The sequence below is a fragment of the Micromonospora sp. NPDC049201 genome (assembly GCF_055586805.1).
Genome location: NZ_JBVJHM010000006.1, coordinates 167,151 through 181,304, shown reverse-complemented (window position 1 = coordinate 181,304; position 14,154 = coordinate 167,151). Strand labels below are relative to the sequence as shown.

12 protein-coding genes are annotated in these 14,154 nt (G+C 72.3%); 4 read left to right on the top strand and 8 right to left on the bottom strand.

Annotated features, from left to right (window positions below; genetic code table 11):
- Positions 1-63 precede the first annotated feature (63 nt).
- The 5 genes from ACZ6O5_RS14950 to ACZ6O5_RS14930 form a co-directional block, all read right to left on the bottom strand.
- Positions 64-2,511, bottom strand: coding sequence for a non-reducing end alpha-L-arabinofuranosidase family hydrolase (locus tag ACZ6O5_RS14950; RefSeq protein ID WP_465977473.1), 2,448 nt, complete (start codon positions 2,509-2,511; stop codon positions 64-66).
- 200 nt (positions 2,512-2,711) lie between these two features.
- Positions 2,712-5,597: a glycoside hydrolase family 9 protein gene (locus ACZ6O5_RS14945; RefSeq protein WP_465977471.1), complete on the bottom strand. Its 2,886-nt coding sequence runs from the start codon at positions 5,595-5,597 to the stop codon at positions 2,712-2,714.
- Positions 5,598-5,794: 197 nt separating this feature from the next.
- Positions 5,795-6,052, bottom strand: coding sequence for a flavin reductase (locus ACZ6O5_RS14940; protein WP_465977469.1), 258 nt, complete (start codon positions 6,050-6,052; stop codon positions 5,795-5,797).
- Complete coding sequence (locus ACZ6O5_RS14935) at positions 6,052-6,342, bottom strand: hypothetical protein (protein WP_465977467.1); 291 nt, start codon at positions 6,340-6,342, stop codon at positions 6,052-6,054. Before ACZ6O5_RS14935 ends, ACZ6O5_RS14940 begins: the two co-directional genes overlap by 1 nt.
- Positions 6,339-6,479 carry a hypothetical protein gene (locus ACZ6O5_RS14930; protein ID WP_465977465.1) on the bottom strand — a complete coding sequence of 47 codons (141 nt, stop codon included), beginning with the start codon at positions 6,477-6,479 and terminating at the stop codon, positions 6,339-6,341. The genes ACZ6O5_RS14935 and ACZ6O5_RS14930 overlap by 4 nt, the downstream gene beginning before the upstream one ends.
- A 254-nt stretch (positions 6,480-6,733) precedes the next feature.
- On the opposite strand from ACZ6O5_RS14930, the gene ACZ6O5_RS14925 reads away from it, so the two are divergent.
- Positions 6,734-7,537 carry a helix-turn-helix domain-containing protein gene (locus tag ACZ6O5_RS14925; protein ID WP_281935196.1) on the top strand — a complete coding sequence of 268 codons (804 nt, stop codon included), beginning with the start codon at positions 6,734-6,736 and terminating at the stop codon, positions 7,535-7,537.
- Positions 7,528-7,719 (top strand): DUF397 domain-containing protein, encoded by a 192-nt coding sequence (locus ACZ6O5_RS14920; RefSeq protein ID WP_465977463.1) that lies wholly within the window; start codon positions 7,528-7,530, stop codon positions 7,717-7,719. The genes ACZ6O5_RS14925 and ACZ6O5_RS14920 overlap by 10 nt, the downstream gene beginning before the upstream one ends.
- An 843-nt stretch (positions 7,720-8,562) precedes the next feature.
- Here the strand turns inward: ACZ6O5_RS14920 and ACZ6O5_RS14915 are convergent.
- Entirely contained in the window at positions 8,563-9,690 is a 1,128-nt protein-coding gene (locus ACZ6O5_RS14915; RefSeq protein ID WP_465977461.1) for a GNAT family N-acetyltransferase, read from the bottom strand.
- Between the two features lie 81 nt (positions 9,691-9,771).
- Complete coding sequence (locus ACZ6O5_RS14910) at positions 9,772-10,476, bottom strand: ACT domain-containing protein (RefSeq protein WP_465977459.1); 705 nt, start codon at positions 10,474-10,476, stop codon at positions 9,772-9,774.
- 148 nt (positions 10,477-10,624) lie between these two features.
- Here ACZ6O5_RS14910 and ACZ6O5_RS14905 point away from each other — a divergent pair, with 148 nt between their 5' ends.
- Both ACZ6O5_RS14905 and ACZ6O5_RS14900 read left to right on the top strand, forming a co-directional pair.
- Positions 10,625-11,698, top strand: a complete 1,074-nt coding sequence (locus ACZ6O5_RS14905) for a phosphotransferase family protein (protein WP_465977457.1) — start codon at positions 10,625-10,627, stop codon at positions 11,696-11,698.
- The gene (locus ACZ6O5_RS14900; protein WP_465977455.1) at positions 11,698-12,909 is read left to right on the top strand and encodes an acyl-CoA dehydrogenase family protein; all 1,212 of its coding nucleotides are present in this window, start codon (positions 11,698-11,700) and stop codon (positions 12,907-12,909) included. The genes ACZ6O5_RS14905 and ACZ6O5_RS14900 overlap by 1 nt, the downstream gene beginning before the upstream one ends.
- Positions 12,910-13,064: 155 nt before the next feature.
- On the opposite strand, the gene ACZ6O5_RS14895 is transcribed toward ACZ6O5_RS14900, so the two are convergent.
- Complete coding sequence (locus tag ACZ6O5_RS14895) at positions 13,065-14,111, bottom strand: LacI family DNA-binding transcriptional regulator (RefSeq protein WP_465977453.1); 1,047 nt, start codon at positions 14,109-14,111, stop codon at positions 13,065-13,067.
- Positions 14,112-14,154: the final 43 nt, after the last annotated feature.

Genomic DNA, 14,154 nt, shown 5'->3' with positions numbered 1-14,154 from the left:
ACACACCGACGGGCGTGCCCGGCACCGTACGGTGCCGGGCACGCCCCGGTGGTCAGCGATCCGTCAGCGTTGCAGGGTCAACACACCCGGCCGCCACGGCAGCAGGTTGTAGTCACCGCTCGCGCTGGGGTTCTTGCCCTGGTACAGCAACTGGAGGTTGCAGGCGTCGACGGTCTTGGTCTGGTCGGGATTGTTGCGGACCAGGTCACCGTGGCTGATGTCGTTGGTCCACGTCGCGCCGCTGTTGGCCTTGCCCGCGAACGGGTTGCTCTCGGTGGCCGCGTTCGGGGTCCAGGTGCCGCCCAGGCTGGTGGCGGTGAAGGAGCGGAAGTACCGCCCCTGGCTCCCGATCGCCTCGACGAGCATCAGGTACTGGTTCTGGCCCTGCACCTTGTAGACCTCGACGCCCTCGAACAGGTTGTTCGTCGAGTCGGTCATGATCGTCGTGTAGCTCGAGCCGAAGCTGCCCGGGAAGTTCCCGAGCGGCATGCTCGACCGGTAGATCTTGCCGTTGTCCCCGGCGAAGAAGAGGTACATGTTCTGGTCGTCGCCGATGAGCGTCTGGTCGATGACGCCGTACGGGGCGTCGGGGAGGGTCGCGGTGGAGAGCGTCTGCGCCGCGGACCAGCCGTTGGCGTTGGTCGGGTCACTTGACGTCTTGTAGCTGAACGACGTCGGCCCCCACTGGTACGCCAGCACCCAGATGTTCTTCGGGGCGAAGTACAGCAGCGTGGGCGCCACGGTGCCCTGGCTCATCCCGGTCTGGCTGGCCGAGGCCATGTCGGACCAGTTGGTGAACAGGCCGAAGTTCATCGAGCCGTACTGCCCGCTGCCGTTCACGTTCGACGCGTAGACCAGGTGCTTGCCGTTGTAGACCACGTTGGTGAAGTCCTTGACCGAGACCCAGCCGTTCGCCGGGTTCGCCAGCGCGCCGGTCGACGACCAGCGGTAGGTCGACGGCAGCGCGCAGCCGCTCGGCGGCGGCGTGGTCGTGGGCGGCGGCGTGGTGGGCGGCGGCGTGGTGGTGCCGAAGTCGGTCCGCCACTGCTGGTTGGTCTGGCCGTGGCAGTCGTAGAGCTGGATCTGCTGGCCGTTCCCGGTGCCCCAGACGTCGAGGCAGCGGCCGGACTGCACGCCGCTGATGGTGCCGTTGGAGTTGACGTTCCACTGCTGGTTCGACTGACCGTTGCAGTCGTAGATGATGACGCCGGTGCCGTTGGCGGTGCCCCCGCCGTTCGCGTCGAGGCACTTGCTGCCGTACACCATCAGCTGCTTGCTGCTGGTGTACGTCCACTGCTGGTTCGACTGGCCGTTGCAGTCCCAGAGCTGGACCCGGGTGCCGTTGGTCTGCGTGGAGTTGGGCACGTCGACGCACCGGCCCGACTGCACGCCGACGATCCGGCCGGCGCCGCCGGACGGCGGCGGTGTGGTCGGCCCGGAGGTCGGCGTCGCGGTCGGCGAGGTGGTCGGGGCCGCCGCGTTGAGCGCGTTGAGGACCGAGGTGTACGCGGCCTTCTTGTTGCCGCCGCCGTCGAACAGCAGCGGGCTCTCGCCGGAGCGCCAGGAGTCGCTGTCGCGCACGCCCCACACGGTGATGCCGATGCAGCGCGGCACGTTCATGCAGGCCTGGGTCAGGCCGGCGTACTGGCTGGTGGAGGCGTTGGTGACGTCGGCCTCGGTGAGCGCCACGTCGACGCCGAGCGCGGCGAAGCTGGACAGCGTGGTCTGGAAGTTGCTCGGCAGCGAGCTGCCGCCGGTGAAGTGGGTCTGGAGACCGACGCAGTCGATCGGCACGCCCCGGGACTTGAAGTCCTGGATCATCCGGTAGACACCCTGCGTCTTGCCGTACGACCAGTTCTCGATGTTGTAGTCGTTGTAGCAGAGCTTCACCGACGGGTCGGCCGCCCGCGCGGTGCGGAACGCCACCTCGATCCAGTCGTTGCCGGTGCCCTGGAGGTTCGAGTTACGGCGGCTGCCGTCCTCGTTGAACGCCTCGTTCACCACGTCCCACGCGGCGAGCTTGCCCTTGTAGTGGGCCATCACACCGTTGATGTGGTTGATCATCGCGTTGCGCAGCGTGCTGCCCTGCATGTTCTGCATCCAGCCGGGCTGCTGGGCGTGCCAGGCCAGCGTGTGACCGCGCACCTTCAGGCCACGCTGGGTCGCCCAGTTGTAGATCTGGTCACCGGAGTTGAAGTTGAACTGGTTCTGGTTCGGCTCGGTGGCGTCCGGCTTCATCTCGTTCTCGGCCGTGATCATGTTGAACTCACGCGCCGCGATCGTGCTGTACGTCGAGTCACCGAGCCGGCCGGCCGCGATGGCCGTGCCGAAGTACCGGCCCGACTGCGCGGCGGCCGCGCCGAGCGTGCTCGCCGCGGCGTTCGCCGACGGCATCATCACCGCGACCGCGGCCACCGTCACGACGCTGACCGCACCGGCGAGCAGCGCTCGGACGGCGGGCGATCGCCGCCGTCGGGTCCCGCCGCGAGCAGCGGATGGGCTCATTGCCACCGTGGCCTCCTTACTGGCCAACACCCGAGCCGTCTGGGCGGGGACGACTGGACGTCAAGGTTGAGGTATCTAATTTCTTCGATATTTCCATCGACCGCGCGGGTGGACAATATGTTTCGGAAAAGTTTCGGTAGATTTCCGGACCGCGTGCGCGGTCGGTCACCCGGTGTGATGACCGACCGCGCCCGCCGGATCGGTGGTCAGGAGACGGTGCAGACGCTCCCGTTGAGCGTGAAGCCGGTCGGCCTCGGGTTCGTGCCGGTGTGGGTGCCGTTGAAGCCGAAGCTCGTCGACGCCCCCGCCGCCAGCGTCCCGTTGTAGGCGAGGTTCGAGGCGGTCACCGCCGTGCCGGTCTGGGTGACGTTCGCCGACCAACCCTGCCCGACCTTCTGCCCGGTGCTCGGGAACGTGAAGGCGAGCGTCCAACCGTTGATCGCGCTGGTGCCGGTGTTGGTGACCGTGACGTTCGCGGTGAACCCGGTGTCCCAGGTGTTCGCCGTCCAGGTCACCGCGCAGCCGCCGCCGGTCGGCGCGGCCGTGGTGGTGACCGTGACGCCGGGCGAGGCCGGCGAGACGTTGCCGGCCGCGTCCACCGCGACCACAGTGAACGTGTACGCGGTGGAGGCGGTCAGCCCGGTCACCGCCAGCGTGGTGCCGGTGGTGGAGCCGACCAGCACGGTCCCGCCCCGGTAGACGCGGTACCCGGTGACCCCGACCGCGTCGGTGGCCGGACCCCAGGTCAGGGTGAGCCCGGTCGGGCCGACCGCCGACGCGGTGGGCGTGCCGGGCGCGGTCGGCGGCGTGGTGTCCGGCGCCGGGGCGGCCGGCGTGGTGACGGCCAGCGCCGCCGAGGCCACCGACCGGTTGCCGGCGCCGTCGACCGCGCGCACGGTGAACTGGTACGTCCGCTCCGGCGTCAACCCGGTCACCGCGAGCGTGTTCGTGGTGGCCGGGCGCAGCACCAGCGCGTCGCTGCCGGTCTGCGCCTGGGTCACCTCGTAGCCGGCCAGGCCGCTGCCGCCGGTGTCGGTGGCGGCGGCCCAGGTCAGCGTCAGGCCGGTGGCCGTGACGCCGGAGGCGACCGGGGTGCCGGGGGCGGTCGGCGCGGTGGTGTCCGGAGTGGTCGGGCCGGGCTCGTCGCCCCACACCCGCACGCCGCCGGAGTAGAGCGGCACCTTACGGTTCGGCCCGGCGGTGGCCTGGTACGACGGGTCGTTCGTCGGGTCCCAGGTGCCGCCCTCCGGCACGCCGATCTTGAACTGCACCTCCATCCGGTGCTGCGACTGCCCGGCCGGCGCGATGGTGTAGCCGGTGCAGTCGACCTCGACGTACCAGATGTCGCCGGAGAACTGCTTCGCCGTCGACGGCGACGGGCAGCCCTGGGTGTAGCCGGGCGTGACGGTCACCGGGCCGGTGCCGTCCGGCCGGAAGTAGTACCGGAACTTTCCGGTGGTCAGCGCCCGGGCCGGGAACGCCGACTTGTTGTAGATGATCGCCTTGAGCCCGGTGGCCCGCGGTTCGGCCTGCATCACCGTGGTCTCCACGGTCAGCTCGTCCATGTCCGGCGTCTCGGCGGTCGGGAAGCCGGCGCGCGGGCTGCCGCCGTACTCGTTGGTCAGCCGGGCCAGCGCGGAGGTGAAGCCGGCGTTGTAGTCGGTGGCCACCTCGTTCATCACGTAGTCCGACCGGCTGTCGGTGTACGCGTCGTTGGCCGCCGACGGGCCGCCGACCAGCGCGCCGTAGAGCACGTGCCGGGTCTCGACCGGCACGGTCTGGCTGTCCCACCAGGAACCGTGCGCGGTGCGGTGGTGCGGGTTCTTCGGGGAGTTGGTCCCGAACCCGATCAGGTAGCTGGAGTTGCGGGGGTTGTCGCCGAGCGCGTAGTTGACCTGCCGGACCGCGAAGTCGTGGTAGCGCGCCTTACGCGTCGCGTCGGTGGTCTTGTCGCTGTAGACCAGCGCGGCGAACGACGTGTTGGCGGCGTAGCGCAGCGCGCCCCACGAGTCGAGCACCGCCATCCCGCCCGGCGAGTAGGGCACCTTCTGCCCGTTGACGCCCACGGTCCAGTAGTCCAACCAGCGGTTCGCGTCGTCGACGTACTTCTGCTTGCCGGTCAGGTTGGCCAGCAGCACGTACGCGCCGAACTGCTTGTTGTCCCAGGCCAGCGTCCACTTGTACGAGCGGGTGGTGGACTGCGGCTCGGTGCCGAGCTTGTCGTACTCGCTCTCCGCCTTGGCCAGGTAGGTCGCGTCGCCGGTGGCCCGGTACAGCCACGTCGCGCCCCAGACCAGCTCGTCCTGGTAGCCGCTCCAGGACTTGTAGAACGACGCCGCGTCGGTGATGCACTCGCTGTACGACTTCCGCACCGTGTCGGCGAACGTGTAGAGCTGCTTGGCGTGGCCCAGCAGCTTGTCCGCGTAGGCGGCGTCGGTGGGACGGAACACCATCGACGACGCGGCCATCGCCGCCGCCGTCTCGCCGGCCAGGTCCGCGCCGCCACAGCTCGCGTCGATCTTGTACGCGGGCCGCGCCATCGGCAGCACCTCGGCCGGCCCCCACCACTTGTGGTCGTCGTCGCCCTTGCCGACCTGGCCGTAGAGGACGTTCGGGGCCGGGTGCGCCTTGATGAAATAGTCGTTGACGAAGCGCAGGTTGTTGAGCAGATAGCTGAGTTGGCCGGAGGCGACGTAGCCGTCCCGGTACTCGACCGCGCCCCAGGCCAGCATGGTGGTGCTGAACGCCATCGGGAAGCCGAACTTCACGTGGTCGCCGGCGTCGTACCAGCCGCCGGTCAGGTCGACGCCGACGTCGGCGCCGTCGGTCAACGCCGAGTCGCCCCGCCAGGAGACCCGGTTCCAGGACGGCTTGCGGCCGGACTGCTGGGCCTCGTAGAAGAACAGCGACTTCTGCAACGCCTCGGCGTAGTTGTACGTGGCCGCGGCCTGCGCGGCCGGGGCGGACGCGGTGGCCGGCGCGGCGGCGGCCGGCAGCGGCACGGTGGTGGCCAACGCGGCCACCAGCGCGGCGCCGGCGGCGAGCAGCCGGCGGGACGGGCGACCGCGCGACGGCGGGGTCGGTCGGGGCATGGCGAGCTCCTGTGGGCGATGGGCTGCCGCACGGCGGCACGACGCGGCGAAAGAACGCTGCCGGTCGGCCGCCGTGCGGCGGTGGTGGTGGGGTGGACCGCGGAGGCGCGGGAGCGCTCCCATGGATGGTTGACAATGTAATCTCGCCGCCGCCGGTTTGGGAAGACGGCCGGGGGCGAGGCGGGTCGGTCAGAAGGTCAGCCGCGAGGCTCGGCCCAGGCGGTGAAGCGGTCTTCGAGGTCCGCCGGGCACCGGCCGCCGTCCAGCTCGGCCAGTTCCTCGGCCGCGGTCCCCCGCAGGGTCAGGAGGTACGCCCGCAGCTCGGCCTTCCGCTCGCGGTAGCGCGCGAGGAGGTTGAGTTTCGCCGTCGAGCACGGCCAGGCCACCCCGCAGGCGCGGCAGCGCCAGGTGGGCCGCGACGGGACGTGGTCGGCGGGGCCGGGGCGGCGGGCCATCACACGAGAGCGCCGACGCGCGGGCGGCGCTGCGACACCGGCGGCGGTGGGGTCAGCACGCGCACCCCGCTCCGCCGCAGGAACAGGGACCGGCGGGCGGTCGCGTTGCCGTCCGGGCCGAGCTGGTAGACATCGGCCCACAACCAACCGTCGTACGTCGTCCAGTCCAGCACACGGATCAGCCGGACCCTGATCGGCCGGGTGAACTGCGGCGACGCCTCCCCGGTCAGGTGCAGGACGTCGCCAGCGCGCAGCGTGGGCACCTCCGGCCGGCGACGCGGCGCGGTCACCGGCCGGCGCCCGGTCGCGGGAAGAGCGTCGTCGCGGCCGGCGACGACAGCCAGCGCGACGGCGGAACGCGGTTCGGCCGGACCGGCGGCGGGGTCGACTGCGGGTTGGGGGTCGGCTTCTCCTCGGGCACGGACACGCCCTCCTCTCGGGTGGAAATGGAAGAGGACCGCCCCGCGCTGACGCCTGCCGGACGAGGCGGTCCCCTGACTGACACGGTCGCCGGGTCTCGGGGGTCCCTGCCGGCCGCGCCGTACTGGCGACACTCTGGTGCGTGACCGCCTAGTGTCGGAAGGTGTCTGGCCACGTTGGAGAGAGTGCGGCGACCAGCGTTTGCCATGGTGGGGGGCCATGGAGGCGCATCGGGCTGAAGGTGGGGGAGGCTTGGGGAACATGACCATGACAGCCGCCGAAGTCCTGCTCGACGAGCTACGACACGCGCGTGCGTCTCGCGGCCTCAGTCAGGACGATTTCGGCAAGCTCATCAGCTACTCGGGCACGCACGTCAGCGCCGTTGAGACCGGCTCGCGCCCGCCGACCGGCGATTACGCCGCCTCGATCGATCGCGCGCTGAAGACCGGGGGCATGTTCGCGCGTCTACTCGATCGGCTCTCCGAACTCGACGCCGCGCCGCTCTGGCTACGCGAGTGGATTACCTTCGAGCAGCAGGCCCGCACGTTGCGGTGGTATGAGGTGGCATGGGTACCCGGACTCCTACAAACCGAGGCGTACGCACGCGCCGTGTTCGGTAGCGATGGCAGGATCAGCGCCGAGGAGGTGGAGACGCGAGTAGCCAAAAGGCTTGCACGGCAACAGATCCTCGCCAGCGACGACCCGCCGCACCTCGTTGCCGTTCTAGACGACGCAGTCCTTCGGCGTCCCGTCGGCGGCCCCGCAGTGATGCGCGAGCAACTGTTCCACCTGGCGCAGCTCAGCCAGCACCGGCGGCGCGTCAGAATCCACGTCGTACCGCGTGGGGTCGGCGCGTACGCTGGCCTCGACGGGCCGTTTGTCGTCGCGACCCTGGCGGACTTGGTTGACGTGGGCTACCTCGACAACCGGCTGCGGGGTCAGGTGGTCGAGCGGACCCCCGAGGTGGCGGCCCTACGCGAGCAATGGGAAGCCATCCTCGCCGAGGCGCTGACACTGCAACAGTCCTCCGAGCTGATAACGGAAGTGGCAAAGTCATGGACCTGACTGGCGCGCACTGGCGCAAGAGCACCCGCAGCGGCAGTAACCAAGGGGCCTGCGTCGAGGTCGCCGACAATGTTCCCGGCGTCGTCGGCGTACGGGACTCGAAGGACTCGACCGGCCCGACGCTCGCCTTCGAGCCGGCGTCCTGGCGGGCGTTCGTCGCCCAGATCGCCGAGCGCGGCTGACCGAACCGGCCCCGAGAGCGCCCCGGACCCGTGCGGCCCGGGGCGCTCTGCCGACGGGCCTGCGGTGGTCTGGCGTGATGGCCGAGCAGGTCGAACACCTGATGACCTGCGCGGAGCAGCCCCATATTCAGTTGCGTTCGTGCCGCTGTCCGCCAGCCCTCACTCCGGACTGCCCGAAGCATTCACCCTGACTGACCCCCGACATACGTCAGGAAGCGGCGAACCTCCGCCGATCTTGGACTTGTGGCACCTCCGATTTCACGCCGAATCGGACATTTACTGGCACCACAAGTCCATGATCGACGAAACCCTCACCGCAAGCCCGCCGCACTTCCGAGTCGAGCGGGTGATCATGGGGTTGACGGCGGTGTTGATCTCCGTTGCTGCCGTCAACTTCATGATCACCTCTCTGTCCCGCCGCTTGTTCGCCCATCGGAGCCCTCGCTGGCCCGATCCAGGAAGACATGGACACCGTGACGGGTGCTCAACCCAGGTTGCCGAGCGCGGCTGACCGAACCGGCTCCGAGAGCGCCCCGGACCCGTACGGCGCGGGCGCTCTGCCGTGTCGGGCGTCGGCGGGCGTCGGCGGGCGTCGGGGCTGGCGACGCGTGGTTGGCATCTTGCCGGCGGGCAGGTCGCGGCGGACGAACCGTCAGCTACCTGCCGGCCAGGGACACGAACGGGGCCCCCGCACCGGAGGCCCCGTTCGTGTCACCGTCCCCCGCATCGGAGGTCGGTCAGGGTGGCGCCGCATCGGCGCCGGTGTCGGCTCCCCGCCGGGCCCCGTCGACGTGCCGCGCCGTTGCGGCTCGCCGAGTGGACCCGGCCGGGCTGCCGTCAGCTCTAACCCGGCCGCTGCGCCGGCAGGCCCGCCGCGGTGTCCCGGCCGGGCCACGCCGGTCGGACGGCCCCCGGCCCTCGGCCGGCCGGCACGCTCACCCGGCCGGCGGGGGTCAGCGGCACCGTCGCGGTCAGCACGCCGCCGTCGCGGTCCAGCGTCACCGGCCGGTCCAGCCGGCGCAGCGTCCGCAACATCGGCGTGTTCTCGGCCTGCACGTGCAGCAGCACCGCGGCGCAACCGGCCCGGCCGGCGTGCCCGAGCAGCCGACGCAGCAGCGCCGAGCCGAGGCCCCGCCGCTGCCAGTCGTCCCGGACCAGCAGCGCCGCCTCGGCCTCGTCGCCCTCGCCGAGCAGGTTGGCCATCGCCACGACCGGCTCCGCCGCCCCGCCGGAGCCCGCCGTGGCGAGCAAGGTCACCCCCCGCGCCGGTTCGAGCAGCCGACGCAGCCGGGCCGGCGACGGGTACGCGCCGCTCAGGTAGCGCCGCTGCCGGCTCCGCTCCGAGCAGCCGACGTGCAGTTCGCGTACGGCCGGCACGTCGTCGGCGGTGGCCGGCCGCACCGACACCTCCCCGCCGTCAGGCAGCACCAGCGTGACCCGGTGGGTGTCCCGGCGGTCCAGCGTCGCCGCCAACTCGACCAGCGCCTGCGCCCGGGCGTACTCGGCCGGGGTGAAGCTCGGCTCCCGACGGCGCAGCTCGTAGGCGCCGCCCGCCGGGTCGGCGAGCAGCATCGTGGTGCCGCCCACGCCGCCCGGCGCGGCGGTGGACGTCGGACGCCAGGTCACCGCGTCGGCGTTCAGCAGCGTCCGCAGCGCCGCGCCGGCACCCTCCGGCTCGCGGAGCAGCCGACCGGCCAGGCCGAGCACCCGGGTCGGCTCGTCGGCCAGCCCACGCGCCTCGCTGCGCGCCACCCAGCAGTCCCGCCCCCGGCCCCGCTCAACCGCGGCCCGCAGGTCGACCTCGGTGATCTGCTCGGGCGCGTCGACCAGGAAGTCGTCGACGGCGCCGACCTCGGTGGTGTGCACCTGCACGGTGAGGATGTTGACCCCGCGCAACGCGAGGCTCGCCGTGAGCACCGACAGGTAACCCGGCCGGTCGTCCACGGTGGCTCGGATCCGCCACAGCGCCATGGTTGTCTCCCTTCCTCACCACCGACCATGCCGGTCGCCTGTTGCGCGCCCGTTGCCCCGGCGTGACGCCCCGCCACCGGGTCAGGTGACGGTGGTCACCGGCGGCGCGCCCACCAGGTCCAGCCGGTCACCGAGGATCACCGCGCTGGCGCGGACGAGTTGGGCGAGCCGGTCCACCTCGGTGGCGTGGAACGCGGCCGCCGAGAGCGGCTCGCCGTGGTCGCGGGAGACCACCAGCACCAGCCCGGCCCGGCCGAACGGCGCCACCGCGTAGTGGTGCCCCTCCGGGCTGGTCAGCGCGCGGGCGCGCAGCGGGGTCACCTCGGGCAACCGGGGCGGCGTCGGGGCCCGCCAGCTCGCGTGCCCGACCGTGGCCGAGCCGGCCCCACCGGGACGCGCGGCCCAGTCCAGCGGCACCACCGCGGCCACCGCCCAGTCCGCGGCGAGCAGGCCGGGCACGGCGTCGACGAGCGTGGCCACGCCGTCGGTCGGGTTCGCCGCCACCTGGGCGAGCAGCTCGGCGTCCTGACCGGTGGTGGTCGGCGTGCCGATCGCCCGCCACACGCCGTCCACCCGGACGCCGGGGATCGCGGCCAGCCCGGCGAGCAGCCGTTCCACCCGCGCCGCGCCCGGCCAGACCACGGTGAAGTCGTCCACCGCCCGCCCACCGAGCCGCTCCAGGACCACCACCTGGACGATGTCCGCCCCGGAGACACCGAGTGTCCGGGCCACCTGGCCGAGCGTGCCCGGTCGGTCGGGCAGGGTCACCCGAACTCTCAGCAGCATGTCTGATCCCCTCCGCTCGGCGGGCCGGCGCGTGGCCGGCAGGCTGTTCCCAGCCTGCCGGCCGGCCGTTTCGTCCCCGTTGCCGCGGCATGTCCCGCCGGGAAAATCCGACCTTGACAACAAAGCTGAGCTGCCGTCGACTATCCGGATGACCGATCCGGCCGTCGACGCCACCCGGCCACCGACCGGTCCGGCCCCGCGCGGGCTCGACCTCGACCGACTCGCCGCCCACCTGGCCACCCACCGGCCCGAGCTGGCCGGGCCGCTCTCCGCGCGGCTGATCGCCGGCGGCAAGTCCAACCTGACCTACCTGCTGCGCGCCGGTGACCGCGAGGTGGTGCTGCGCCGGCCCCCGCTCGGGCACGTGCTGGCCACCGCACACGACATGGCCCGGGAACACCGGGTGATCTCGGCGCTGGCCCCGACCGGCGTGCCGGTCCCCGAGGCGCTGCTGCTCTGCGCCGACGAGAGCGTCATCGGCGCGCCGTTCTACCTGATGGCCCACGTCGACGGCGAGGTCTACCGGCGGCGCGAGCAGACCGACGCGCTCACCGCCGGCCAGCGGCGTGACCTCGCCATGGCGATGATGGACACGCTCGCCACGCTGCACCGGGTGGAGCCGGCCGAGGTCGGGCTGGCCGACTTCGGCCGCCCCGACGGTTACCTGGCCCGGCAGGTCCGGCGCTGGGCCGGGCAGCTCGACCGGTCCCGCAGCCGCCCGCTGCCCGGCATCGACGAGCTGCACGGCGCGTTGGCCGGCAGCGTGCCGGAGGGCGCGAACGCGGGCCGGATCGTGCACGGCGACTACCGGCTGGACAATCTGCTCGCCGCCGTCGACCCGGTGACGGTGCGGGCGGTGCTCGACTGGGAGATGGCCACGCTGGGCGACCCGCTGGCCGACCTCGGCCTGCTGCTGACCTACTGGGACGTGCTGGGCGACAGCGACCTCGCCGAGGGCAACCCGGTGGCCGACGGGATCGGCCCCCGGGCCGGCTTCCCCACCGGCGCCGAGCTGATCGACCGCTACGCCGGCCGCAGCGACGTCGACGTCGGCCCGTTGCACTGGCACGTGGCGCTCGGCTGTTTCAAGCTGGCGGTGATCTGCGAGGGCATCCACTACCGGCACACCCTCGGGCAGACGCTGGGCGAGGGGTTCGACCGGATCGGCGAGATGGTGGCGCCGCTGGTCGCGCACGGTCTGCACGCGGTGAGGGAGAAGTGATGGAGTTCGCGTACGACGACCGCACGGTCGAGCTGCGGCAGCGGTTGGAGGCGTTCCTCACCGAGTGCGTCCTGCCGGCCGAGCCGGTGCACCACGAGCAGGTGCTCGCCGCCGGCGACCCGTGGGCCCGGCCGCCGGTGATGGCCGAGCTGAAGGCCGAGGCCCGGGCCCGGGGCCTGTGGAACCTGTTCCTGCCGGACGCGCGCTACGGCGCCGGCCTGACCAACCTCCAGTACGCGCCGCTGGCCGAGCTGACCGGCCGCAGCCCGCACCTGGCCCCGGAGGCGCTGAACTGCGCCGCGCCGGACACCGGCAACATGGAACTGCTGGCCGAGTTCGGCTCCGACGCGCAGCGGGAACGCTGGCTCGCGCCGCTGCTGGACGGCACGATCCGCTCCGCGTTCTGCATGACCGAGCCGGAGGTCGCCTCCTCCGACGCGACGAACATCGCCACCCGGATCACCCGCGACGGCGACCACTACGTGGTCGACGGCCGCAAGTGGTGGTCGTCCGGGGCGATGGACCCGCGCTGCGAGATCTTCATCGTGATGGGCAAGACCGACCCGGACGCCGACCGGCACCGCCAGCAGAGCATGATCCTGGTCCCCCGGGACACCCCGGGCGTGACGGTACGCCGCGGGATGACCGTCTTCGGCTACTCCGACGCCCCGCACGGCGGGCACGCCGAGATCGACTTCACGGGTGTCCGGGTGCCGGTGGAGAACCTGGTCGGCGCCGAGGGCACCGGCTTCGCCATCGCCCAGGCGCGGCTCGGTCCGGGGCGGATCCACCACTGCATGCGGCTGGTCGGCATGGCCGAACGGGCGCTGGAGCTGCTCTGCCGCCGCGCGCTGGACCGGGTGGCGTTCGGCCGCCCGCTCGCCGAGCAGGGCGTGGTGCGGGAGTGGATCGCCGAGTCCCGGGTCCGGATCGAGCAGGCCCGGCTGCTGGTGCTCAAGACCGCCTGGCTGATGGACACCGTGGGCAACAAGGGCGCGCACACCGAGATCCAGGCCATCAAGATCGCTACTCCGGCGATGGCCGAGTGGGTGATCGACAAGGCGATCCAGGCGTACGGCGGGGCCGGCGTCAGCCAGGACACCCCGCTCGCCGCGCTCTGGGCCCAGGCCCGCACGCTGCGCCTGGCCGACGGCCCCGACGAGGTCCACCGCGCATCCCTCGCCCGCCGAGAACTCCGCCGCTGGTCCTGACCCACCCCACCCGCACCCCTACCCCCGCACCACCCACCCCCACCCCCCACGCCCGCTGATTCACGGAAAGCGTGGTCATCGCGCGCCGAATGACCACTCTTTCCGTGAATCAGCGCGAATCGCGCGGGGGTGGGGTGGGGGGTGGTGGGGGTGCGTCAGGCGGAGGTGCGGTGGATCAGCTCGGTGTTCAGGAGGACGTGCGGGGAGGGGACGTCGTCGCCGCGGATGCGGGAGACCAGGAGGCGGGCCATCTGCCGGCCCATCTCCTCCACCGGCTGGAACACCGTGGTCAGCGGCGGCTCGGCCTGGCGGGCGATCGGGGCGTCGTCGAAGCCGATCACCGCCACGTCCTCGGGCACCCGGCGACCCGCCTCCCGCAGCGCGCGCAACGCGCCGAAGGCCATCAGGTCGGAGGCGACGAAGACGGCGTCCAGATCCGGGCAGGAGTCCAGCAGCCGACGCATGGCGGCGGTGCCGCTGCCCTCGCTGAAGTCCCCGTACGCGATCAGGCCGTTCTCGACCATGCCCCCGGCGGCGCGCACCGCCTCCCGGTAGCCGGAGAGCCGGGCCAGGCCGGCGCCCATGTCCTGCGGGCCGGCGATGGTGGCGACGCGCCGCCGCCCCCGGGCGAACAGGTGCTCCACCGCCTGCCGGGCGCCGCCGACGTTGTCCACGTCGACGAACCACGCCGGCTGGGCGTTCGGGTGCAGCATCCGGGCCGGCCGGCCGCCGAGCACCGCCGGCAGGCCGCGCTCCTCCAGCAGCGTGGGCAGCGGGTCCGAGTCGTGCAGGGACAGCAGCAGTACGCCGTCCACGTGCTGGTTGGTCAGGTGGTGCTCGACCCGCTCCCGCTCGATCGGCGACTGCACCATCGCCAGCCAGAGCTGCATCGGCGTCTCCACCAGCCCGGAGCTGACGCCCCGGACGATCGCGGCGAAGAACGGCTCGGTGAAGACCCGCTCCCCCGACTCGGAGACCACCAGGGCCACCGAGTCGGTCCGCTGGGTGACCAGCGCCCGGGCGGCCCGGTTCGGCACGTAGCCCAGCTCGGCGATGGCCTGCTGGACGGCCGCCCGGGCCTCCGGACTGACCTGCGGCGAGCCGTTGACCACGCGGGAGACCGTGCCGCGCCCGACGCCGGCGCGGGCCGCGACCGCGTCGAGGGTCGGGCGCCCGAGCGAGCGGGTGCGCTGCGTTGTCATCGTCTTGTGCTCCTCCGACGGTCGGGTGGGCCCGGCACCGGTT

Bases quoted from the DNA above. Each gene is read 5' to 3' on its own strand.
- ACZ6O5_RS14945 (WP_465977471.1), bottom strand. From the start codon at position 5,597: ATGCCCCGACCGACCCCGCCGTCGCGCGGTCGCCCGTCCCGCCGGCTG.
- ACZ6O5_RS14940 (WP_465977469.1), bottom strand. From the start codon at position 6,052: ATGGCCCGCCGCCCCGGCCCCGCCGACCACGTCCCGTCGCGGCCCACC.
- ACZ6O5_RS14925 (WP_281935196.1), top strand. From the start codon at position 6,734: ATGACCATGACAGCCGCCGAAGTCCTGCTCGACGAGCTACGACACGCG.
- ACZ6O5_RS14920 (WP_465977463.1), top strand. From the start codon at position 7,528: ATGGACCTGACTGGCGCGCACTGGCGCAAGAGCACCCGCAGCGGCAGT.
- ACZ6O5_RS14915 (WP_465977461.1), bottom strand. From the start codon at position 9,690: ATGGCGCTGTGGCGGATCCGAGCCACCGTGGACGACCGGCCGGGTTAC.
- ACZ6O5_RS14910 (WP_465977459.1), bottom strand. From the start codon at position 10,476: ATGCTGCTGAGAGTTCGGGTGACCCTGCCCGACCGACCGGGCACGCTC.
- ACZ6O5_RS14905 (WP_465977457.1), top strand. From the start codon at position 10,625: ATGACCGATCCGGCCGTCGACGCCACCCGGCCACCGACCGGTCCGGCC.
- ACZ6O5_RS14900 (WP_465977455.1), top strand. From the start codon at position 11,698: ATGGAGTTCGCGTACGACGACCGCACGGTCGAGCTGCGGCAGCGGTTG.
- ACZ6O5_RS14895 (WP_465977453.1), bottom strand. From the start codon at position 14,111: ATGACAACGCAGCGCACCCGCTCGCTCGGGCGCCCGACCCTCGACGCG.